General features: G+C 59.1%; 24 protein-coding genes. 7 read left to right on the top strand and 17 right to left on the bottom strand.

What is annotated here, in order from left to right; genetic code table 11:
• The first annotated feature begins 258 nt into the window (after positions 1–258).
• Positions 259–1320 carry a DNA polymerase IV gene (dinB, locus tag PSJE_RS15935; protein WP_057716138.1) on the top strand — a complete coding sequence of 354 codons (1062 nt, stop codon included), beginning with the start codon at positions 259–261 and terminating at the stop codon, positions 1318–1320.
• 98 nt (positions 1321–1418) lie between these two features.
• Here dinB and PSJE_RS15940 read toward each other — a convergent pair whose 3' ends face one another.
• The 4 genes from PSJE_RS15940 to PSJE_RS15955 all read right to left on the bottom strand — a co-directional run bounded on the left by PSJE_RS15940 (position 1419) and on the right by PSJE_RS15955 (position 6208).
• Positions 1419–2372: a hypothetical protein gene (locus PSJE_RS15940; RefSeq protein ID WP_057716137.1), complete on the bottom strand. Its 954-nt coding sequence runs from the start codon at positions 2370–2372 to the stop codon at positions 1419–1421.
• 19 nt (positions 2373–2391) lie between these two features.
• Positions 2392–4107 carry a proline--tRNA ligase gene (locus PSJE_RS15945; protein WP_090453511.1) on the bottom strand — a complete coding sequence of 572 codons (1716 nt, stop codon included), beginning with the start codon at positions 4105–4107 and terminating at the stop codon, positions 2392–2394.
• A 143-nt stretch (positions 4108–4250) separates the two neighbouring features.
• Positions 4251–5810 carry an AmpG family muropeptide MFS transporter gene (locus PSJE_RS15950; RefSeq protein WP_057716135.1) on the bottom strand — a complete coding sequence of 520 codons (1560 nt, stop codon included), beginning with the start codon at positions 5808–5810 and terminating at the stop codon, positions 4251–4253.
• A gap of 44 nt (positions 5811–5854) precedes the next feature.
• The gene (locus PSJE_RS15955; RefSeq protein ID WP_057716134.1) at positions 5855–6208 is read right to left on the bottom strand and encodes an MGMT family protein; all 354 of its coding nucleotides are present in this window, start codon (positions 6206–6208) and stop codon (positions 5855–5857) included.
• Positions 6209–6371: 163 nt separating this feature from the next.
• On the opposite strand from PSJE_RS15955, the gene PSJE_RS15960 reads away from it, so the two are divergent.
• Positions 6372–7379, top strand: coding sequence for a DUF481 domain-containing protein (locus tag PSJE_RS15960; protein ID WP_090453513.1), 1008 nt, complete (start codon positions 6372–6374; stop codon positions 7377–7379).
• Between the two features lie 149 nt (positions 7380–7528).
• On the opposite strand, the gene PSJE_RS15965 is transcribed toward PSJE_RS15960, so the two are convergent.
• The gene (locus PSJE_RS15965) at positions 7529–7738 is read right to left on the bottom strand and encodes a cold-shock protein (protein WP_002554837.1); all 210 of its coding nucleotides are present in this window, start codon (positions 7736–7738) and stop codon (positions 7529–7531) included.
• A gap of 353 nt (positions 7739–8091) precedes the next feature.
• Here PSJE_RS15965 and dcd point away from each other — a divergent pair, with 353 nt between their 5' ends.
• From dcd to PSJE_RS15980, 3 genes are all read left to right on the top strand, one after another.
• Positions 8092–8658: a dCTP deaminase gene (gene dcd / locus PSJE_RS15970; protein WP_007940589.1), complete on the top strand. Its 567-nt coding sequence runs from the start codon at positions 8092–8094 to the stop codon at positions 8656–8658.
• 107 nt (positions 8659–8765) lie between these two features.
• Positions 8766–8975: a hypothetical protein gene (locus tag PSJE_RS15975; RefSeq protein ID WP_008052149.1), complete on the top strand. Its 210-nt coding sequence runs from the start codon at positions 8766–8768 to the stop codon at positions 8973–8975.
• A 245-nt stretch (positions 8976–9220) separates the two neighbouring features.
• The gene (locus PSJE_RS15980; protein ID WP_090453515.1) at positions 9221–9601 is read left to right on the top strand and encodes a hypothetical protein; all 381 of its coding nucleotides are present in this window, start codon (positions 9221–9223) and stop codon (positions 9599–9601) included.
• Positions 9602–9655: 54 nt separating this feature from the next.
• Here the strand turns inward: PSJE_RS15980 and PSJE_RS15985 are convergent, their stop codons facing one another.
• The 6 genes from PSJE_RS15985 to PSJE_RS16010 all read right to left on the bottom strand — a co-directional run bounded on the left by PSJE_RS15985 (position 9656) and on the right by PSJE_RS16010 (position 16656).
• Positions 9656–10420 carry an ABC transporter ATP-binding protein gene (locus PSJE_RS15985; protein ID WP_057716131.1) on the bottom strand — a complete coding sequence of 255 codons (765 nt, stop codon included), beginning with the start codon at positions 10418–10420 and terminating at the stop codon, positions 9656–9658.
• Positions 10421–10433: 13 nt separating this feature from the next.
• Complete coding sequence (locus tag PSJE_RS15990; protein ID WP_090453517.1) at positions 10434–11552, bottom strand: succinylglutamate desuccinylase/aspartoacylase family protein; 1119 nt, start codon at positions 11550–11552, stop codon at positions 10434–10436.
• 26 nt (positions 11553–11578) lie between these two features.
• Positions 11579–12289 (bottom strand): ABC transporter permease, encoded by a 711-nt coding sequence (locus PSJE_RS15995; RefSeq protein WP_057716129.1) that lies wholly within the window; start codon positions 12287–12289, stop codon positions 11579–11581.
• Complete coding sequence (locus tag PSJE_RS16000) at positions 12286–13014, bottom strand: ABC transporter permease (RefSeq protein ID WP_057716128.1); 729 nt, start codon at positions 13012–13014, stop codon at positions 12286–12288. The genes PSJE_RS15995 and PSJE_RS16000 overlap by 4 nt, the downstream gene beginning before the upstream one ends.
• A gap of 56 nt (positions 13015–13070) precedes the next feature.
• Positions 13071–13853, bottom strand: a complete 783-nt coding sequence (locus PSJE_RS16005) for a transporter substrate-binding domain-containing protein (protein ID WP_057716127.1) — start codon at positions 13851–13853, stop codon at positions 13071–13073.
• A gap of 352 nt (positions 13854–14205) precedes the next feature.
• The gene (locus tag PSJE_RS16010) at positions 14206–16656 is read right to left on the bottom strand and encodes a penicillin acylase family protein (protein WP_090453519.1); all 2451 of its coding nucleotides are present in this window, start codon (positions 16654–16656) and stop codon (positions 14206–14208) included.
• A gap of 194 nt (positions 16657–16850) precedes the next feature.
• On the opposite strand from PSJE_RS16010, the gene PSJE_RS16015 reads away from it, so the two are divergent.
• On the top strand, positions 16851–17408 hold the full coding sequence (locus tag PSJE_RS16015) for a cysteine hydrolase family protein (protein ID WP_090453521.1): 558 nt from the start codon (positions 16851–16853) through the stop codon (positions 17406–17408).
• Positions 17409–17466: 58 nt separating this feature from the next.
• Here PSJE_RS16015 and PSJE_RS16020 read toward each other — a convergent pair whose 3' ends face one another.
• The 6 genes from PSJE_RS16020 to PSJE_RS16040 form a co-directional block, all read right to left on the bottom strand.
• Positions 17467–18303: an IS3 family transposase gene (locus tag PSJE_RS16020; protein ID WP_235863936.1), complete on the bottom strand. Its 837-nt coding sequence runs from the start codon at positions 18301–18303 to the stop codon at positions 17467–17469.
• Positions 18304–18467: 164 nt separating this feature from the next.
• Entirely contained in the window at positions 18468–18605 is a 138-nt protein-coding gene (locus tag PSJE_RS31670; protein WP_235863937.1) for a transposase, read from the bottom strand.
• Positions 18606–18809: 204 nt separating this feature from the next.
• Positions 18810–19022 carry an SEC-C metal-binding domain-containing protein gene (locus tag PSJE_RS16025; RefSeq protein ID WP_015093814.1) on the bottom strand — a complete coding sequence of 71 codons (213 nt, stop codon included), beginning with the start codon at positions 19020–19022 and terminating at the stop codon, positions 18810–18812.
• Positions 19019–19513 (bottom strand): LEA/WHy family protein, encoded by a 495-nt coding sequence (locus tag PSJE_RS16030; protein ID WP_090453523.1) that lies wholly within the window; start codon positions 19511–19513, stop codon positions 19019–19021. Before PSJE_RS16030 ends, PSJE_RS16025 begins: the two co-directional genes overlap by 4 nt.
• A gap of 87 nt (positions 19514–19600) precedes the next feature.
• Entirely contained in the window at positions 19601–20077 is a 477-nt protein-coding gene (locus PSJE_RS16035) for a YchJ family protein (protein WP_090453525.1), read from the bottom strand.
• Between the two features lie 4 nt (positions 20078–20081).
• The gene (locus PSJE_RS16040; RefSeq protein ID WP_090453527.1) at positions 20082–20579 is read right to left on the bottom strand and encodes a DUF6231 family protein; all 498 of its coding nucleotides are present in this window, start codon (positions 20577–20579) and stop codon (positions 20082–20084) included.
• A gap of 189 nt (positions 20580–20768) precedes the next feature.
• Between PSJE_RS16040 and PSJE_RS16045 the strand changes: the two genes are divergently transcribed.
• Positions 20769–21458 carry a PA1041 family peptidoglycan-binding anchor lipoprotein gene (locus tag PSJE_RS16045; protein ID WP_090453529.1) on the top strand — a complete coding sequence of 230 codons (690 nt, stop codon included), beginning with the start codon at positions 20769–20771 and terminating at the stop codon, positions 21456–21458.
• Positions 21459–21508: the final 50 nt, after the last annotated feature.

Here is a 21508-nt window from a genome sequence, read left to right on the forward strand (position 1 = left end):
TCCAATTCCGATAAAACCTCTTCCCGTTCAATCGCTTAGCGTTCAAAAGGGGAGGTCGACCGGTCTGTGAGGCAGGCAGGACAAGGCCTGCGAGTCTATTGAAAGTATTTTTTCGATTGAAAAAATAAATTCACAATCGACTCTTCCTACAATTGGAAAAGAACATTCAGACTACTGGTGCTATATACAGGTGTCGGTGAGATACTGTTTGTCCGGCACGCCATGACGCCTTTTCCTTGCCATGAACACAGCTTTGCTATGACCCAACGCAAGATCATCCACGTCGATTGTGACTGCTTCTATGCAGCCATCGAAATGCGCGACGACCCACGCCTGGCCGGTAAACCACTGGCGGTAGGTGGGTCGGCGGACCGGCGCGGGGTGATCGCCACCTGCAATTATGAGGCGCGAGCGTACGGGGTGCGTTCGGCGATGTCCTCCGGGCATGCCTTGAAGCTGTGCCCGGACCTGACCATCGTCAAGCCACGCATGGATGCCTATAGAGAAGCGTCCAGGGAAATTCATGCGATCTTTCGCGATTACACCGAGATCATCGAGCCGCTCTCGCTCGATGAGGCGTACCTCGATGTGTCGGACAGCGCGCATTTCGCAGGCAGTGCAACGCGAATCGCCCAGGACATCCGGCGCCGGGTCTCCAACCAGTTGCACATCACCGTGTCGGCGGGTGTGGCGCCGAACAAGTTTCTGGCCAAGATTGCCAGTGACTGGAAAAAGCCCAACGGCCTGTTTGTCATCACACCGGACCAGGTCGAGGACTTTGTCAGTGGTTTGCCGGTGAGCAAATTGCACGGGGTCGGCAAAGTCACCGCCGACAAGCTCGGCAAGCTGGGTATCACCGATTGCCTGCAATTGCGCGAGTGGGACAAGTTGGCGCTGGTGCGTGAGTTCGGCAGCTTTGGCGAGCGACTCTGGAGCCTGGCCCGTGGGATCGACGACCGTGTGGTGCACAACGACAGTCGTCGTCAGTCGATCAGCGTTGAAAATACCTACGACGTTGACCTGCCGGACCTGAAGAGCTGCCTGGACAAGTTGCCCGAGCTGCTGGAGACCCTGGCCGGTCGCATGGCGCGGATCGACAGCAGCTATCGTCCGGGCAAGCCATTCGTCAAAGTGAAGTTCCACGACTTCACCCAGACTACATTGGAGCAGGCCGGGGCAGGGCGGGATCTGGGCAGTTATCAGTTGATGCTGACCCAGGCCTTCAATCGCGGCGGTAAGCCGGTGCGGTTGTTGGGTGTCGGGGTGCGGCTGGAGGACTTGCGGGGCGGGTTCGAGCAGATGGAGTTGTTTGAGCGGTAGTTTTGTGGTGAATGTGCGGGCCCCTTCGCGAGCAAGCCCGCTCCCACATTGGATTTGTGAACACCTGAAATCCTATGTGGGAGCGAGCCTGCTCGCGTTTAGTTCAGCCCCGGATTCGCTACCAGTCGCTCGCCATTGCGGGCCAGTGACTTCAGGAACTCAGTCTGCAATTCGGGATCATTGCGTGTCAGTTCGATCAGGCTCTGTTCCAGTTCACTGGCTTCCTCTTCAAGACCCAGCTCCGACAGGCGCTTGACCCGGTGGACCCACTGATTGACTTCGTCGCCCTCGAGATCGTCATAAATCAGCCCGTGGGCCTCATAGAGCTTGCTGCGCAAGGTGCTGCTGACGGCTAGCGAGGAGTCGGTGTGTACGTCGTCCTTGGCATCCTCGACACGAATCAGCAATCGGCTCAGGTGATTGATGTCATGTTCGGCGAACGGGTTGTCCAACAGATTCAGGCGCAACACGCCGTTTTTGTCGGTGGTCAGTTCGAAGGTTTCCTTGCCGGCCTTGACCTCGACCGGGCGCTCGCTCCAGGGCAGGCTTGAGTACTCCGTGCGCTTGTCGCGCTGGACTTCATCAATGCCGGCCAGGTTCTGCTGCGCGCGACCATGGGACTGCACGTTCATGAACGGGTTGAGCCCGGCGAAACCGTAGCTCAGCCAGTCCTTGGTCACGCTGTCCGGCAAATTGCCGAGGGCAAACACATTGACCACGTTGGCACCGACACCCGCTACCACGGCCACCGCGCCCAGCGGGATTTCGTAAATCTCCCGCCACGGTTGGTACGGCGTATAGCGGTCATAGTGACGCGTGACTTCGTATTCGGTGACTTCGAAAGTCTTCTGCTCGTGGATTTTCACCCGCCGTTGCGGAAGCTCAAGCACCTTGGGCTCACCGACATCGATCTGCAGGCTGTGATCGAGCAATTTGCGCTCGACACGTTCCTCGTGCTCGCTGCGTTGTGACATTTGATTGGCACAGCCGCTGACCAGCAGGGCGCCGCACAGGGCGGCACCACCGAGGCCTAAGGTGTTTCGCTTGAACATGACGTCCCTATATCTGCTATCAGCGGCGGATGCGGGCCTGAAGGAAGGACAGCACGTCGGCGACCGGCAGCGCTTGTGCGTCGGCCTCGGTACGGCTCTTGTATTCCAGGTTGCCTTCGGCCAGGCCGCGGTCGCTGACCACGATCCGGTGTGGAATGCCGATCAGCTCCATGTCCGCGAACTTGATGCCCGGGCTGGTTTTCTTGTCACGGTCATCCAGCAGCACTTCGAAGCCGGCAGCGGTAAGTTGCGCGTACAGCTTGTCGGTGGCTTCGCGAACCTGCTCGGTTTCATAGCGCAGCGGCACCAGGGCAATCTGGAACGGCGCGAGGGTGTCGCTCCAGATGATCCCGTTTTCGTCGTTGTTCTGCTCGATGGCAGCCGCCACCACGCGAGACACACCGATGCCGTAGCAGCCCATTTCCAGGGTGACCGGCTTGCCGTTCTCGCCCAGCACTTCGCATTTCATCGCTTTGCTGTACTTGTTGCCCAACTGGAAGATGTGTCCGACTTCGATGCCGCGCTTGATCTCCAGGGTGCCCTTGCCGTCCGGGCTCGGGTCGCCGGCCACGACGTTGCGCAGGTCGGCAACGGTCGGAACAGGCAGGTCGCGTTCCCAGTTCACACCGAAGTAGTGTTTATCATCGATGTTGGCACCGATGCCGAAGTCGCTCATCAGCTCGACCGAACGGTCGATGATGATCGGCAGCGGCAGGTTCAACGGGCCGAGGGAACCGGCACCGGCGCCAATGGCCTCGCGCAGTTCGCTTTCCGAAGCCATGACCAGCGGGCTGGCAACGCCTGGCTGGTTGGCGGCCTTGATTTCGTTCAGCTCATGGTCGCCACGGATGATCAGGGCAATCAGCTTGCCTTTCTCTTCAGCATGCACCACGAGGGTCTTGATGGTTTTCTCGATCGGCAGGTTGAAGCCTTCGACCAGTTGCGCAATGGTCTTGGCGTTCGGCGTATCGACCAGGCGCAGCTCTTCGGTCGCAGCGGCACGCGAGGTTTCGCGAGGCACGGCCTCGGCTTTTTCGATGTTGGCGGCGTAGTCGGAGCCGTTGCTGAACACGATGTCGTCTTCACCGGACTCGGCCAGTACGTGGAACTCGTGGGAGCCGGCACCGCCGATGGAGCCGTTGTCGGCTTCTACAGGGCGGAACTTCAGGCCCAGACGGGTGAACACGTTGCAGTAGGCCTGGTGCATGCGGTCGTAGGTGACCTGCAGCGAAGGCTGGTCGGCGTGGAAGGAGTAGGCGTCCTTCATGATGAATTCGCGGCCGCGCATCAAGCCGAAGCGTGGGCGGATTTCGTCACGGAATTTGGTCTGGATCTGGTACAGGTTGATCGGCAGCTGCTTGTAGCTGCTCAATTCGTTGCGCATCAGATCGGTGATGACTTCTTCGTGGGTCGGGCCGGCGCAGAAGTCGCGACCGTGGCGATCCTTGAAGCGCAGCAATTCAGGGCCGTACTCTTCCCAGCGCCCGGATTCCTGCCACAGCTCAGCCGGTTGCGTGCTTGGCATCAACACTTCGAGAGAGCCGGCAGCGTTCATTTCTTCACGAACGACGGCTTCGACCTTGCGCATTACCCGCAAGCCCATCGGCAGCCAGGTGTACAGGCCTGAGGCGAGTTTGCGGATCATGCCGGCGCGCAGCATCAGCTGGTGGCTGATCACGACCGCGTCGGAAGGCGTTTCTTTTTGTGTGGCGAGCAAAAATTGACTGGTGCGCATGGTTGGCCGTTATCGATTGCTGATGACGAGATTTGACGGAGCATTGTACGGGCGAGATCCGCTGGCGTACAGGCGTGCGGTCGGTGGTGTGGCAGGAGGGCGCGATTCACTCGGCCCTCCGCGATTCTTCCTGCGTAAAGAACCTACGATTCTTCGGCGACCGGGGTGTGCACCGGTTCCGGTGTAGGTGTCGGACCTTCACGGCGGTTCTCCTGGAACCAGTGCAAGGCGATCAACAGCAGGGTCGGGACGCCCAGCAGGGCGGTAATCAGGAAGAAGTCGTGATAACCGAACTTCTCCACCATGACCCCTGAATAGCCGCCGATCAGGCGTGGCAGTAGCAGCATGATCGAGCTGAGCAGGGCGTATTGGGTGGCGGAGAATTTGAGGTTGGTCAGGCTCGACAGGTAGGCGACGAACGCCGAGGTCGCCAGGCCCGAGCTGAAGTTGTCCAGGGAGATGGTCAGCACCAGCATGTTCAGGTTGGGGCCCATGTCGGCGAGCATCAGGAACAGGATGTTGGTCGCCGCGGAGGCGACACCACCGATGAACAGGATCGGCAGGATGCCGAAACGCACGATCAGCAGGCCGCCCATGCCAGCGCCGACCAGGGTCATGATCAACCCGAAGATTTTGCTGACGCTGGCGATCTGGTCCTTGGTGAAGCCCTGGTCGATGTAGAACACGTTGGCCATCACGCCCATGACCGTATCGGACATCCGATAGGTGGCGATCAAGCCGAGCAGCAGCAGCGCTTGCCAGCGGTATCGCAGGATGAAGTCGTTGACGGGTGTCAGCACTGGCGCCAGGCCACGACGGCCCATGGCCGAGAGGCACAGGGCGGTGAGGGTGGTATAGAGAATCGCGCGCAGGAAGGCGCGGTCCTCCAGCAGCAGGTCGAGCAGGCTCTCGCCTTCGAACAGTACGCTGGCGAAGTCGGTGTTGTAGAGCTGGGTGAACATGGCCGGCACGGACACCAGCAATACGATCAGCACGAACACCGAGGCCAGTTGATGCACGAAGCTGTAGCGCCCGGCCTGCAGTTGCGTGCGCAATGGTACTGGCGGCTCGCGCATGAACAGGGATGTCAGCAGTGCCGGGACCATCAGGGCACCGAACAGGATGTAAGTGCCGGCCCAGGCCGAATGCTTGTAGTTGAAGCCGGTGGAGCCAAAACCTTCGGCGAAGTACAGCGCGCCTGCGGTAGCCAGCAGCGCGGCGACCCGGTAACCCGACATGTAACTGGCGGCCAGTGCGGCCTGGCGGTTGTCTTCGGCGATTTCCAGACGGTAGGCATCGACTGCGATGTCCTGCGTCGCTGATGCGAAAGCGACGACGACGGCAATGGCGATCAGCCAGGACAAATGCTTTTGCGGGTCGCAGAAACCCATCCCGATCAGGCCAAGGATGACCAGTGCCTGGGACAGCACGAGCCAGGACCTTCGTCGACCGAGTTTGCCGAGCAATGGCAGTCGCCATTGGTCGAGCAGGGGTGACCAGACCCATTTGAAGGCATACGCCAGGCCGATCAGGCTTGCATAGCCAATGGTTTCACGCGCCACGCCGGCTTCACGCAGCCAGACTGAAAGCGTCGAAAACACCAGCATGTAGGGCAGGCCGGCGGCGAAACCAAGCAGCAACAGCACGAGTGTCGAGGGGCTGGCATAAGCGGCGAGCGCGGCGCGCCAGGTTTTACGGGGCATGGGCTGGAGTCTGCCTCAAGAAATACGGAAACAAAGCGCGCACTCTAACCGCTGTGCTCTACCGGACGCCAGCCATGGCGCTGAATATCAACACGATTATTCAGGACACTGATGCCCTCCATGCGTAATCGTGCGCGCTGCTCATCGCCCGAAGGGCTGCCGACCGGCAGGCTGATACGCCCGTTCGCGCCCAGAACACGGTGCCAGGGCAACTTGCTGTCGCCGGGCAGTTGACTGAGTGTGCGCCCGACCCAGCGGGCGGCGCGACCCAGTCCTGCGAGCTCGGCCAACTGGCCGTAGCTGACGACTTTGCCCTCGGGTACTTGTGCCAGCGTCAAATACAGCGCCGTGCGTCGGATTTGCGCTGCGCTCTCGGGGTCTTCGGTTGGATCGGTCACGTCCGTCAGTCCTGAAGAAGATTGCCTTACCACCTGTAGAGTAATTCCTGCGCAGGAAGTTGAGAAATGAACTCAACAGAAATAGTCGGGTCAGTCCTTGTCAGGGCATTGTTCCTACGGATAATGCCGACTTTTCTCGCAAGCCTGAGCCTGTATTTTGTTTATGTTGTCCAGATCCCTGCTGTGTCTCGCCGTCCTTGGCGCATCCTCTCCCTTGTTGGCCGATACCGTGTGGTTGAAGAACGGTGACAAGCTGAGCGGCAAGATCACGCTGTTCGATGGCGGAAAGCTGCTGATCCAGACCGAGTACGCCGGTGCGGTGACGATCGACTGGAAACAGGTCAAGACCCTGGACAGCGATCAGGAGTTGCTGGTCAAGCAGGATGCCTACAGTGGTGAGAAAGCCAAATCGTTGAAAGCGGCGGACGACGGCAAGGTCACGCTGGCCAACGGCGAGGGACCGAAGACGGTCGAACTGGCGAGCATCCAGCAGATTCTCAAGCCAAAACCGGTGGTCGAGGATCTGGTGTGGAAAGGCAACGTCGATGTCGCGCTGGATTATCAGCGGGCGGAAAACGACACCGATGACTACGACATCGACTTCAAGACCAGTGCGCGACACGGGCGCTGGCGGCACACCGCTGAAGGTGAGTACAACCGTGAGTTCCAGGACGACGTGGTGACCACGGACAACTGGCGGGCGGAATACTCCATCGACCGATTCCTGACCGAGCAATGGTTCTGGCAGGGGCGCCTGGTCTACAAACGCGACAAGGTCGAAGACCTTTCCCGTCAACGCACCGTCGGTACCGGTCCCGGCTATCAGTTCTGGGATAACGAACTCGGGGCGTTCTCCCTGGGCTCGCTGGTCAACCGCACGGACTATGAATTCTCCGATGGCAGCGAGGAAAATTTCTACGCCTTGGCCATGAAGTGGGACTACAACCGCTACCTGATCGGCAAACGTGTCGAGTTCTTCACCAATGGTGAGGTCGGCAAGCCGCTGTCGGGCGTGGCCGACTACGCGCTCGATGCCGAGATGGGGTTGCGCTACAAGGTGACTGACTGGGCTTCGCTGAACCTGAAGGCGGAACGCGATATCATCAGCGGCGCCGACGATGCGGATCTGGACAAGACACGCTACACCGCAGGGTTTGGCGTGACCTGGTAACAGCATCAAAAGATCGCCGCCTTCGACAGCGCCTGCGGGGGCAACCCGGGAGCTGTCGAAGGCGGCGATCTTTTTTGTGTGGACAAAACACCCGCCCACAAAAAAGCCCCGCTGTTGAGGGCGGGGCTTTTTACTAAAGCAAGTACAAGTTAGATAACTTGAACTTCTTCAGCTTGCATGCCTTTCTGACCGCGGGTAGCGATGAAAGAAACCTGTTGGCCTTCTTTCAGGCTTTTGAAGCCGTCAGACTGGATAGCTTTGAAGTGAACGAACAGGTCGTCACCGGATTGTGGAGTGATGAAGCCGAAGCCTTTTTCATCGTTGAACCACTTAACGGTACCGGTTTGGCGATTAGACATGGTGTAACTCCTTGAACAAAGATAACTGCGACTCAGGAAGAACCCTGGCCGAGACTGAGTGCAAAGAGCAGGAAAAATTCTTGTAGATGGTTGGATCGAAATTCAACATATCGTGTAGAGATTCTCAGTGACACAAGCAGCACAGTGACGCCACCTTAACCCTTTTTCCGGAACGTGCCAATGCTTCTTGCACAGGTTTCTCTGTTTTAAGGATCGGCGGTGTGACGGTTCGTCGCCAGCGCAGGTAATTCCCGCCTGTTCGGCGAGAATTGCACCGCGGACTTTGAACCCGGCGGCGCGCCCGGTAAGATGCCGGACAGAATTTTTCGACCTCGCTATTCAGGACACCCGCCATGAGCATCAAATCGGACAAGTGGATTCGCCGCATGGCGCAGGAACACGGCATGATCGAGCCATTCGTCGAGCGCCAGATGCGCGGCAGCGACGATAGCCGTGTGATCTCCTACGGCGTGTCGAGCTACGGCTACGATGTGCGTTGCACCAATCATTTCAAGGTGTTCACCAACATCAATTCGGCCATCGTCGACCCGAAGAACTTCGATGCCGGCAGCTTCGTCGACATCCACAGCGACGTGTGCATCATTCCGCCGAACTCCTTCGCCCTGGCCAGCACCGTCGAATATTTCCGCATTCCGCGTAACGTTTTGACCATTTGCCTGGGTAAAAGCACCTATGCGCGCTGCGGCATCATCGTCAACGTCACACCGCTCGAGCCTGAGTGGGAAGGTCACGTGACCCTCGAGTTCTCCAACACCACCAATCTGCCGGCGAAAATCTACGCGAACGAGGGCGTGGCACAGATGCTGTTCCTTGAGTCTGACGAAGAGTGTGAAGTGTCCTACAAGGACCGTGGCGGCAAGTATCAGGGCCAGCGTGGCGTGACCCTGCCTCGCACCTGAGTCAACCGTCTGGCAAATGCCGGGAATTCCTGAGCGGGCGTACACTCTATGGGGTGTACTGTTCCGATCCGCGCAAGGTGGGTCGGGTCATCGCTCAGGAGTGCCGAATGAAGATCGATCCGCGAATCAGTGCCGAACTGGCAAGGCTTGAACCCAATCAGGTTGGCGTTCTGGCCTGGTCCTTGTTGGCACACCCGCCCGTCAGCATGGCAGGGGGTATTCCCGGCCAGCCTGATCCTGATACCCCGAACGAGCAGCCTAATGAGCCGGGCGAGCCTACGCTGCCGGATGAGCCGCCACCAGCGCCTGTTGTCTGACTTTCGATTTCCGCTACTCATGGCCGGTGAACTGCCGCTGTCGTCTTCAGCAAGCAGGCCTGTGCCTGTTGTTGCTGTGGACGACCGTGGCGTCTGAATCAGCCTGAAAATATTCGGAAGTAACTGTGTCTATCGTGGAAACCAATCGACGGGCACGGCTGTGGTTCCATTCAGGAGCTGCGTGCCCTTGGGCCGGAAGCAAAGGGCCTCAGGCAGTTAACTTCGAATATGAAAGGAACATTCAGATGAGTGCAAATCGATCGGGGTATTTGAGTGCCGATGTAATCACGACGGGCGGCTCCATGCAGTTTCGCGTAACGGATGGGGTCGATTTTTATCAGCGCTCAGACATCCATTGCATTGAGGCGGATAACGGTCAGGGGACTGCGTTTTACGTGTACTTGCCGATGGACATCCAGAGTGGCAGCTACAGCCTCAGGCTCAACGAGGCAGCTCCCATGGTCATCCATGTGATCGGCAACTCGGAGGCAGAGCTTTATCCGGGAACGCTTGAGTTAACGGTGGGAGGTGACGCGCAGTTTGCCGGGCGCTTCAGTGGGACGGACACTAATGGTCTACAGGTGACAAATGGCAGTTTCAGGCTGGAAAACGAAGCGGGGGCATAACGGTGATTGATGTTGGAAGCCGGACAAGCCGGCTTCCACTTCTACTCCCGGCGGCTATTTCAGGTTGCCGCTGAGGAACTGCTTCAACCGCTCGCTTTTCGGATTGCCCAGCACCTCTTCCGGTGCGCCTTCTTCCTCCACCAGGCCCTGGTGCAGAAACAACACCTGGCTCGACACTTTGCGGGCGAAGCTCATTTCGTGGGTCACCATGATCATGGTCCGGCCTTCTTCGGCCAGGCCCTGGATCACCTTGAGCACTTCACCCACCAGTTCCGGGTCCAGCGCCGAAGTCGGTTCGTCGAACAGCATGACTTCCGGCTCCATGGCCAGTGCGCGGGCAATCGCTACCCGTTGTTGCTGACCGCCGGACAGGAATGCCGGGTATTGGTCAGCCACACGGGGGGCCAGCCCCACCTTGTCGAGGTAGCGCCGGGCGCGATCCTCGGCTTCTTTCCTGTCACAGCCCAGCACCCGGCGCGGCGCCATGGTGATGTTTTCCAGCACCGTCATGTGGCTCCACAGGTTGAAATGCTGGAACACCATGGCCAGGCGGGTGCGAATCCGCTGCAGTTCATTGGCGTCGGCCACGTGCATGCCGTGACGATCCTTGATCATGCGGATGTTCTGCCCGTCGAGGCTCATGGCGCCATCGTTGGGTTGTTCCAGGAAGTTGATGCAGCGCAGAAAGGTACTTTTACCCGAGCCGCTGGCGCCGATAAGACTGATGACGTCGCCGGTTTTGGCCTTGAGCGAAACACCTTTGAGGACTTCATGGTCGCCGTAGCTTTTATGCAGGCCTTCGATGGTCAATTTGTACATGGGGCGTGCATCCTCAAGGCGAAAGTAGATAGCCGCTGCGATAGGCTTCGGTGCCCGCGACGTGGGCGATCACCATGCCGGCAGTGGCCATGCGGCGCAGCGAGCGGGCGTACATCAGCCCGGCTGTGGCGCAATGAACGGGAGTGACCAGATCGTTGACCGGATCAATGATCTCGGCGATCAGTTGCCCGGCTTCCAGGTACTGTCCCGGCCGCGCGGTAAACACCAGCAGGCCGCCGACGGGCGTGGCCACCGGCTCAACACCGGCCAGCGGTGTCGCCGGATAGGGCAGGTCGGGCAGGGGCGCGGGTTCGCCGGCGATCGCGCCGAAATGGATCAGATAATCGATCAGTGCCTGGCAATCGAGGCTGGCCAGCGGGTGATTGACGTCGCCTTGACCGCGCAGTTCGACGGTCACCGAAAAACTGCCCGGCGGAATGTCGAAGTCCTCGCCGAAGCGATCCTTCAATTGCCACCAGAGCAGGGTGAAGCATTCGTCGAACGACTGGCCACCGGAATCGGTTGCCAGCAGGCTGGCTTGGGCGCCGATGTAACGGGCCAGCGGCTCGACCTGCGGCCAGGCTTCAGGTGTGGTGTAGAGGTGCGCGACCGCTTCGAAATCGCAATGCAGGTCGAGCACCATGTCGGCGTCGCAGGCCAGTCGCTGCAGGGTCAGGCGCTGGGATTGCAATTGGGTGTCGGCGGTCTGCCGGGCCAGCGCGTCGCGCAGGTTGCTGCGGATCAATTGCAGGTTGTGCTGCGGATCGTCACCGAGCTTGCCTTCGATCGCGTTGCCGACTTCCTCGCTGAGGTCGACGAACCAGCGGTTGAAGTTCTGGCCGCTTTCCAGCTCGTAGCGACCCAGCGGCACATCCATCAGCACCTGTTCCAGGCCCACCGGGTTGGCGATGGGCACCAGCACGATTTCGCTGCGCAGGCGCCCGGCGGCTTCCAGCTCCGCCAGGCGTTGCTTGAGGTGCCAGGCCACCAGCATGCCGGGCATTTCGTCGGCGTGCAGGGAGGCCTGGATGTAGATCTTGCCGTTGGCCGATTGAGGGCCGAAGTGAAAGCTGTGGATCTGTCTCGCGGTCCCCGGCAGCGGGGCCAGCAGGTCATGTTTCTGGTGGCGCATCTGTTGTTCCTGAAGCAGGTTGAGACCTAGTGGGTCGGCCCGAGGAAGGCCAGCCATCGGCGTTCGGCAAGGCGGAACAGGCCGACCAGCGCAAAAGTGACGGTCAGGTAGATCAGCGCGGCGATGCCGAACGACTGGAAGGTCAGGAAGGTCGCCGAGTTGGCGTCCCGAGCAACTTTGAGCACGTCCGGGATGGTCGCGGTGAAGGCCACGGTGGTCGAGTGCAGCATCAGGATCACTTCGTTGCTGTAGTACGGCAACGAGCGACGCAAGGCCGATGGCATGATCACGTAGGCATACAGTTTCCAGCCGGTCAGGCCGTAAGCCTTGGCCGCTTCGACTTCGCCGTGGTTCATGCTGCGGATGGCCCCGGCGAAGATCTCCGTGGTGTAGGCGCAGGTGTTCAGGGCGAAGGCCAGGATTGTGCAGTTCATCGCATCGCGAAAGAACGCGTCCAGTACGGGCTGGGCTCGAATGGCGGCCAGGCTGTAGATCCCCGTGTAACAGATCAATAGCTGGATATAGAGCGGCGTGCCACGGAACAGGTAGGTATAGAACTGCACCGGCCAACGGATGTAGAAGTGCGGCGATACACGGGCGATGGACAGCGGGATCGACACGATAAAACCGATGAAGATCGAAGCGCTGAGCAGCCACATCGTCATGGCCAGGCCGGTGATGTTGTTGCCGTCGCTATAGAGGAAGGGTTTCCAGTATTCCTGCAGGAGTTCGATCATCGTACGGCCTCCCGGGTCCCGGCGGAGTAACGACGTTCGAGCCAGCGCAGGATGACGTTGGACGCGCTGGTGATCACCAGGTAGATCAGCGCGGCAAGCACCAGGAAATAAAACAGCTGATAGGTACTTTTACCGGCGTCCTGGGCAGCCTTGACCAGGTCGGCGAGGCCGATGATCGACACCAGGGCCGTGGCCTTGAGCATCACCATCCAGTTGTTGCCGATACCCGGCAGGGCATAACGCATCATCTGCGGGAACACCACGATCCAGAAACGCTGGCCGCGCTTGAGGCCATAGGCGGTGGCCGCTTCGACCTGACCCCGTGGGACGGCGAGAATCGCGCCACGGAAGGTTTCGGTGAAATACGCACCATAGATGAAGCCCAGGGTGATGACCCCGGCACTGAACGGGTTGATCTCGATGTATTCCCATTCCATGTAATCGGTAAACGAGGTCAGCCAGGTTTGCAGGCTGTAGAAGATCAGCAGCATCAGGACCAGGTCCGGAACGCCGCGAATGAGTGTGGTGTAGAGCTGGGCAGGCACGCGCATCAGTTTGACTTTTGACAGCTTGGCACTGGCGCCGAGCAGCCCGAGCAGCACGGCCAGCAACAGCGACAACGCCGACAGCTTGATCGTCATCCAGGTACCTTGCATCAGCAGTGGACCGAAGCCCTTGAGGCTGAAGGCAGAGAGCCCCAGATTTTCTAATAAGGTTTCGAACATAAATCAGCAACCTGATCGGATGAAAAAAGCGCCCATCGAAAGATGGGCGCCGGGCATTATTTGCCGCTGTACAGATTCAGATCGCCAAAGTGTTTCTTCTGAATGGTGGCGTAGGTGCCATCATCGTGTAACGCTTTGATACCTTTATCCAAAAGTGCTTTCAGCTCGGTGTTACCTTTCTTAATACCGACCGCTGTTTTGGCAGGCAGCAGTTCGCTGTCGACTGGCTTGCTGACTTCGTAGCCTTCACCTTTTGGTGACTTCAAGAAGCCCAGTTCGGCTTGCAGCATGTCCTGGATCGCTGCGTCGAGACGGCCGGAAGTCAGGTCGGAATACACCTGATCCTGATTCTGATAGGCCTGGGTTTTCACGCCGGCCTTGTCGAGAACGGCTTTGGCGTAAGCTTCCTGGATGGTGCCTTGCTCGTAGCCTACGGTTTTGCCCTTCAGCGAAGCGACGTCCTCGGTCAGGCCGGAGCCTTTCTTGAACACGTAGGCGGTTGGGCCGGAGAACAACTCGCTGGAGAAGTCGATGACTTTTTCACGGGCCGGGGTAACGGTCATCGACGAGATCACACCGTCGAATTTATTGGCTTTCAGGCCCGGAATCATGCCATCGAAGTCACTCTCGACCCACTTGCACTTGACCTTCAGTTCGGCGCAGATCGCGTTCCCCAGATCGATGTCAAAGCCTACCAGGCTGCCATCGGCCGCTTTCGATTCGAACGGTGCGTAGGAAGGGTCAACGCCGAAACGCAGTTCTTTGTACTCCTTCGCCATGGCGGAACCAGCCGCCATGCACAACGCCAGTGCAGAAAGGGTCAGCAATGCTTTTTTCATTATTCAATCCCTAAAAACCAATATGAGCGCTTGTGGCGCAGAATTATTGTTACTGGAAAGCGTAAGACCTGTTGAAAGTAGCAATTTCCGAACCAGAGTGCCGAACAAGCGTTTTATTTAGGTGCTTGGAAATGGCCGGAGACAGATTTATGCACGAAAACGGGCGCAGGGAAATGGGTGCACCAAATCAACTCGCCACAAAAGAACGGATTGACCGAGCAGGTTTCGCAGGGCCGGGCACTCCACCTCGTTACATGACTTGTCCTTGAGTCAGCGCAACCGCGATAACGATTCAACATTCAACCTCTATTTTGAATGTCAGACCGCTATCGCGGGCAAGTAAAGGGCTGGGTTATTTACCGGGTGTCAGCGTCAACCGCGCCTTGCCATAGGTGTTGTCGAAGTTCTGCGGCTGCATCGGCAGGCTCATGTACTGGCCCTTGAACCACGGCTCGATGCTGTTGAGGTAGTTCGGGCTGGCCGGGTTGCCGGACTGGCCGGTGCCGTTCTGCGCCATCAGCGGTTCGGACTGGCCGAAGTCGACGATAAAGCGCATGGCTGGCGCCAGCGTGGTGTTGAAGTCCTGGCCCCAGGCGAAGGCGGCGGTGTTGAGAGTGGTGTGATCGCCACCGGCCGGCAACGGTCCGCGTACGGTCTGGCCGCTGCTGTTTTTCCATTCATAGCGATGCAGTTTGCCCCATTGCCAGGCTTTGTGATCGCCACCCAACTGACTGTCGCCGGCGCTGATCGCGGCGGCGAGGCTGCGGGCGAGGATGGCCGGTTTGTCCTCTTTCTGTGCGGTGCGCACGTCATCCCAGAACGGGCTGTCCTCACGCCCGAGCAGGTGATCGGCCTGGGCCGCGTAGGACAACTTGCCGTCGGCGACAAAAGCTTTCCACGTCGGGCTGCTTTCCGGGCCCAGTTCATCGAGGAAGATCTGCCGCGTGCTTTCCTGCAGGAACAGTTCGTAGATGGCCGCATCGGTGGAGGTCGGGCCGAGCTTGCCGTCGAACGCCATCAAGCGGCTGTAGGCTTCGTGTGCCTTGGCGCGATCGGCCGCCGGCAAGGCGTCCATGGCTTGTTTGAGTGGCTGGGCCATACCCGGCGCTTCGAACATTTTCTTCAGCTTGGCAGCGAAGGTGGTGGTCTGGTCGTATTGCATGGCGATCAGGCTGCGGCTGTCGTGTTTGCCTGCGCCGGCCAGTTCGGCCAGGCGCTCGCCGCGCTCCGGAGCGGCCCAGGAATTGGACAGCTGCATGCCGTAGCCATGGGGAATGACTCGCTGGTTGGCGGTGCCGAGCCAGCCCTGAGCCGGGTCCTGATCGTACGGGTGCAGCATTGGGTCAGCGTAACCGTCCCAATCGTATCGACCTTCCCAGCCCGGCGAGGGCAGCAAGCCTTCGCCTTCGCGGCGATTCGGGTAACGACCGGTGACTTGCCAGCCGATGTGATTCGCGTCGGCGAACACCAGGTTCATCGCAATGGCGCGGATTTCGCGGCTGGCATCCGAGGCTTTCTCGACACTCTGGGCGCGGGACAGGTCGAAGAGCGCGTCCAGGGTCTTGTCGTCGGTGAAGTTCGGCGTCTGCAAGGCCAGGCCGAAACCATTGGCCAGCGTGGTGCCCTGGGCGCTGTTGAGCAGCGGGCCATGGCGGGTTTCGTACACCGCTTCGCGAATCGGCCGCTGGCCTTTGACGAAATAGGTTTCGTTGCGCACGATCGCCGGCTGCCACTTCCCGGCGTTTTCGTAGGTAAGCCCGTTGCTCTGGCGCTTGATCTTCTCCAGGAATAGATCCTGGTTGTCGCCCATCACGGACGTCATGCTCCACGCCACCTTGCCGTTGAAACCTCCAAGCACCATCGGCAGACCCGCGATGGTCACGCCGGATGCCTGATACTTCGGCGTGCGAATCTGCACGTAACTGAACAGTGAAGGCACGCCCAGCGGGCCATGACTGTCACTGGCCAGCAGGCTCTTGCCGCTGCGGCTGCGTTGTGGGGCGATGGCCCAGTTGTTCGACGAAGTGGCGCCCAACAGGTTCAGGTCCGACAGTTGGCCCGTGGCTTTGCTGAGTTCGGCGAGCCCCGGTATTTGCCCGTTGAGCTTGAGGCCTTGCAGTTTTTCGCTTTCGGCGACCGGCAGTTTTTCGTCGGGAGCCGACGGCGTCAGCCATGCAAGTTTGTCGGTGGTGACGGTCTGGGCCAGTACCAGCGAGGAAATTTCTTCCGGCAGGTTGGTCGACTGGCTGAAGTTCAGCAGGCAGAAAATCAGCGCCGAATCCTCCGGCTGCCAGTACTCAGGCTTGTAGCCGGTGGCTGCCAGATCCGTCGGCAGTTTGTCGCGGTAGCGGAACAGGTAGGCGTTGACCCCGCGCGCATAGACTTCGAAGAAACGCTTGAGGCGCGGTGAAGAGGCCTTGTACAGCTCGCCAGCACTTTTCTTCAGGTTGACCGCCCGCATGTAACGGTCGGCATCCAGCAGGTCCGCACCGTGCATCTCGGCCAGACGGCCCTGGGCCAGCAGGCGCAGGGTGACCATCTGGGTGATGCGGTCGCTGGCATGCACGTAACCGAGGGTGAACAGCGCGTCGTGGAAGCTGTTGCTTTCGATCAGCGGCATGCCCATGGCATTGCGGCGCACCGAAACGCTCTGCGCCAGGCCCTTGAGTGGTTGTACGCCGGAGGTCGGCGGGAGGGTGTCCTGGGCGTTGAAATTCTGACAACCGGTCAGGCTCAACACACCGGCCACTGCTGCGGCAACGCCGAACCGGGGTAGAAAATGAGTAAGGGCTGGCGAGGCCATGGCAAAGCTCCTGCGGGGGTAGAGGCGGCGGCGCGCAATAAAGGCGCTACGTTAGTGAGCGGGAGGTGGCCGCGCAAGCGGGGTACAAGGTTATTTCAGGATTTGTCTGATAAACCGGAAAGATCGCAGTCTTGTCAGTCGCAATGGGAGATGTTGAAGTGCGAAACGCTCAACAATCCAGGAGAACAGTCGGCATGGAGCTCAAGGCAAACGCGGCACTGATCATCATCGATCAACAAAAGGGCATCCTGCACCCCAGACTTGGCCGCAGGAATAATCCAGAGGCCGAAGCGCGCATGCTGGACTTGCTTGGCCATTGGCGATGCACCGCTAGGCCGGTGATCCATGTGCAGCACCTGTCGCGCTCGGAGGACTCGGTGTTCTGGCCGCAGCAGTCGGGGGTGGAGTTTCAGGAACGGTTTGAGCCAATGGCCGGTGAACGCTTGATCCAGAAGCAGGTGCCGGATGCGTTTTGTTCGACGGGGCTGGAGGCGCAGTTGCGCGAGGCGGGGATCGGGCAGTTGATCATCGTCGGTGTCGCGACCCACAACTCGGTGGAGTCCACGGCGCGTACCGCGGGCAACCTGGGGTTTGATACGTGGGTGGCCGAGGATGCGTGCTTTACCTTCGACAAGGCTGATTTCTTTGGCCAAGCCCATAGCGCCGAAGTGGTGCATGCGATGTCGCTGGGGAATTTGCACGGTGAGTATGCGACGGTGGTCAGCACCGCATGTGTATTAAAGGCTGACTGAAAAACCTGTAGGAGCGAGCCTGAACTGGTCAAGTAATCCCGGACACCGGTTACGGTGTTTATGCCGCTTTTTGCTCCATGGCTATTGGCGACAGATAGTTGTTGTAGCTGTGGAGCCTGGTGCGGTTGTAGTACATGAAGAAGCGCACCATATCGGTTTTGGCTTCCTCGATCTTGCTGTAGCCACTACGAGGCACCCATTCTGATTTCAGCGTGCCGAAAAATCGCTCTGTTGGAGCGTTGTCCCAGCACTGCCCGCGATGGCTCATGCTTTGCAATATGTCACGACGCTTCAGTTCTTCTTGAAACTTGCGGCTGGTGTACTGACAGCCCTGATCCGAGTGAAACATCAGCCCCGCAGGGCACGTTCGAACCTCTGTCGCCATGCGTAGCGCCTTGCTGACCAAGTTGGCGTCATTGACCAGCGAAAATGCCCAACCGATGACCCGGCGAGCAAACAAGTCGATGACGATGGCCAGATGAACCCAGCGCTCGCCCACCATCAAGCTGGTCACGTCGCCACACCAGACCTGATCGACTGCAGCCGGTTTGAAGTTGCGCTTGAGCCGATTGGGCGCGACAAACGCTTCCACTCCTTTGGATCTGAATGGGTGAGGCTGGCGTTGTTTACTGACAATGTTGGCCTCCCTCATCAGCGCTCGGACAAGGCCTCTTCCAACTGCAATGTTTTGGGACTTCAGGCCCTTGCTGATCATTCTGGAGCCCATGGATTCGCGGCTTTCGCTGTGCAGTTCAACCACTTTGAGCTTGAGCTCTTCGCGCCTGATCCGCGGTTTGGCTCGCCGCTGAAGCCACTCGTAAAAGCTGCTGCGCTTCACATCGAAAACACGACACACGACAGCTGTCGGGAACGACTCTCTTAGTTCCGCAATCATCGAAAACGATCGGGATCCGACATCAAGAGAGCGGTAGCCTTTTTTAAGATCTCGGCTTCCATTTCCATGCGCTTGATCTTGGCCTTTAGTTCCTGGATCTGGCGCTGATCTTCGGTAATCGCCTTGGTGCCTTTGACTGGCTGCCCCTCGCGCTCCTTGCGAACCTAATCGACCCAACGCCGTAAAGCGGTGGGCCCGATATCCAGCGATGCACAAACGTCTGGAACCGGGCAGTTATCATCAAGCACCATGCTGGCAGCATGCAGCTTGAACTCGCGGGTATAAACCTTTCTTTCGTTCATGGAACCTCCAAGTTGGCGAAATCATATCGCCCTTAAGAGGTGTCCGGAATTATTAGGCCAGTTCAGCTTGCTCCGGGCGGCGTTCCGACGATAGCGGTCTGACTGACACATTGATAGTTGATGTGCTGCCGTCATCGCGAGCAAGCTCGCTCCCACAGGAGAGGATTGCGATTCAACAGGCGAAGCAAGTCTTCGCCCGAAGCATCAAGCGCCGTGGCACTTCTTGAATTTCTTGCCGTTGCCGCATGGGCACGGATCGTTGCGGCCGACGTCTTTCAGGGCATTGCGCACCGGTTCCTGGTGAGCGTGGCCGCAGTTCGGACCGTGGACATGGCCGTGGTCGTGATCATGGTGGTGATGGTCATGATCATGATCGTGATTGCAGTCAGGGCCGTGGACATGGGGTTGCTGGGTCATCGGTGTTGCTCCGGAATTAAATCGGCGGCGATTATCACGCCATTGCGCGTCAGGTGCACGTAGTGGGTGATGAATATACCGGTTTCCAGTTCACCTTCCAGACGATAGGGAATGGGTTGATCGGATTTTTTCAGCAGTTTGGCCAGATCACGGACCTTGGACCACAGGTTGGTGCGGATCGGTACCTTGAAGTAAGCGCTGTGCCTGGGGCTGATGGTGAACCAGTGTTCGTACTCGCCGTCGGCCAGCAGTATGTCGCCCAAGTGAACGCGGTACTCCAGACCGCGCACGGTCAGGTCGCTGTCGTTGGGGTTGTCGATGCGAAAATGCAGGAGGAGTTTCTGTTCCAGCAGTTTGGCGTTGACCACCTCGATCTTCACCAGATGGACCTCGGGGTCCGGCAAGTCGTCGTCGAACCACGAGGCACAGCCGCCGAGTCCCAGTGTCAGGAACAAGGTGAGCAGACAGAGTGCGCAGCGGCGGATGATCATCGTGGTGTTTCTCCCTTGAGCTCCAGTCTAGACCCAAAGGATCGCAGCCTTCGACAGCTCCTGCGTGGTGGTCAGTCATTCCATGTACTAGCTGCTGAAGTACCCCGCACAACACTTCTTGAACTTCTGCCCACTCGCGCACGGGCAAGGGTCATTGCGCCCGAGTTTGAGTTGCACGGTCGGGTCGATGAAATACCAGCGCCCGGCGTTCTGTACGAAGGATGAGCGCTCTCGATGACTGTGCTCGCCATTGCTGTCGTGCCAGCGCGCGGTGAAGGTCACGAAAGCGTGTTCAGGCTGGCCGCCCAGCACTTCGGAGCTTTCCACCTCAAGGCCCAGCCACGTACTTTGCGCGCTCCAGTCGCTGATCGATTGACGGTCCAGGCCAGTCTGTTGGGCGGGCAGGGTGGTGGCCACCAGATAGTCGACCAACCCCAGCACATAGGCGCTGTAGCGTGAGCGCATCAAGGTTTGCGCGCACGGCGCCGGGTGTCCGGCATGGTAGTGACCGCAGCAGGCGTCGAGCAGGGTGCCGCTGCCGCAAGGGCAAATGGATGTACTCATTGCATTACCACCAGTATTTCCCGAAGTTTTCCGGATTGGCCCAGAAGCGCGAATTGAGCCAGTCGGGGACTTGTTTGTATTCAAGCAGATCGTAGGTAAACAGGGTCAGGACCTGTTCGTCCCGTTGAAAGCGTTCACTGGCTTGCAGGGCCAGGGAGAAAAAGTCGGTTTCCTGCCAGCCACAGGCCGGCAGATCCGCCAGCACCGCGATGCGGCTGGCGTTGAGGTTGCGGATGCCACCCAGCAGGTTCAGGCCGTCGCGCTTGGGCAGATGCTCCAGGCAATCGACCACCAGGGCCAGGTCGAAACGGCGGGCCGCCAACTCGTCGGGCAACGGCCCGGGGGCGGCGAAAGCGACGCAGCTGTCCGGGTGAGCGAGTTTGAAAGCCTCCAGTGCCGGGAACTCGCTGGCGCCGATCAACAACAGACGTGCGGGGGCATATCGGTCGAGTAACGCGGCCAGTGCCTGTTGTGGCGTGCGTGAAGAAATACCTGCAGTCATCGAAGATCCTCAATCAGATCTGCCAAGACTAGCCTGCCCTTACGTTCGGGCCTAGAGCGCCTTGGCGACAAAAGCGCCAAGCTGCCGTTAATACGCGAATAAACAGCATGGCCTATTGCTGGCGGAGTTTAAAACTCGGGTCTTTACTACCTGAATCGGTTCTAAGCCGATCCTTCAGGAGAAAACTAGATGAGCATAGTTCGGACAGTATTACCCTTGGTTCTGCTAACCAGTGTCTTGACTGGTTGCGCAGGTTTGCAGAAAACCGACTGGCCGACCTGTGCGGCTGTTGGTGGTGTCGTGGGTGCGGGCCTCGGAGCGACCGAAAGCTCGGCATGGGCAGGGTATGGTGCTCTGCTCGTCGGCGGTACGGCAGCGGCTTATTGCTGGGTGCACGGTGATGGCGACGAAGACGGCGACGGTGTGCCGGATAGTCGCGACAAGTGCCCAGGCACGCCTAAAGGCGTTCAAGTCGATGCCAACGGTTGCCCACCACCTGCGCCTGTGGTCGAAGAAGCGGTTGTGGTCCAGGAAGAAACCATCGTCATTCGCGATGTCCACTTCCAGTTTGATAAAGCCACGCTTACCTCGTCCGACAAACTGGTACTCGACAAGATTGCCACTCGCCTGAAAGCCGAAGCCCCGACTGCTCAACTGACCGTAACCGGCCATACCGACAGCGTGGGTAGCGACGCCTACAACCAGAAACTGTCGGATAAACGCGCCCACTCGGTGGTTGAATACCTCATCGATCAAGGCGTACCTCGCAGCAACTTCGTGTCGGTTGTCGGTGCCGGTGAAAGCCAGCCGGTTGCAGACAACAAAACCGCTGACGGTCGTGCACAGAACCGTCGTACCGAAATCAAAATCCAGCGTTAGGCCCCCCTCGCATCCGCGCCTTGTGCAGTCGCGGATGCGGGTCTTTACTC

It is taken from the genome of Pseudomonas jessenii, assembly GCF_002236115.1.
GTDB classification, from domain to species: domain Bacteria; phylum Pseudomonadota; class Gammaproteobacteria; order Pseudomonadales; family Pseudomonadaceae; genus Aquipseudomonas; species Aquipseudomonas jessenii.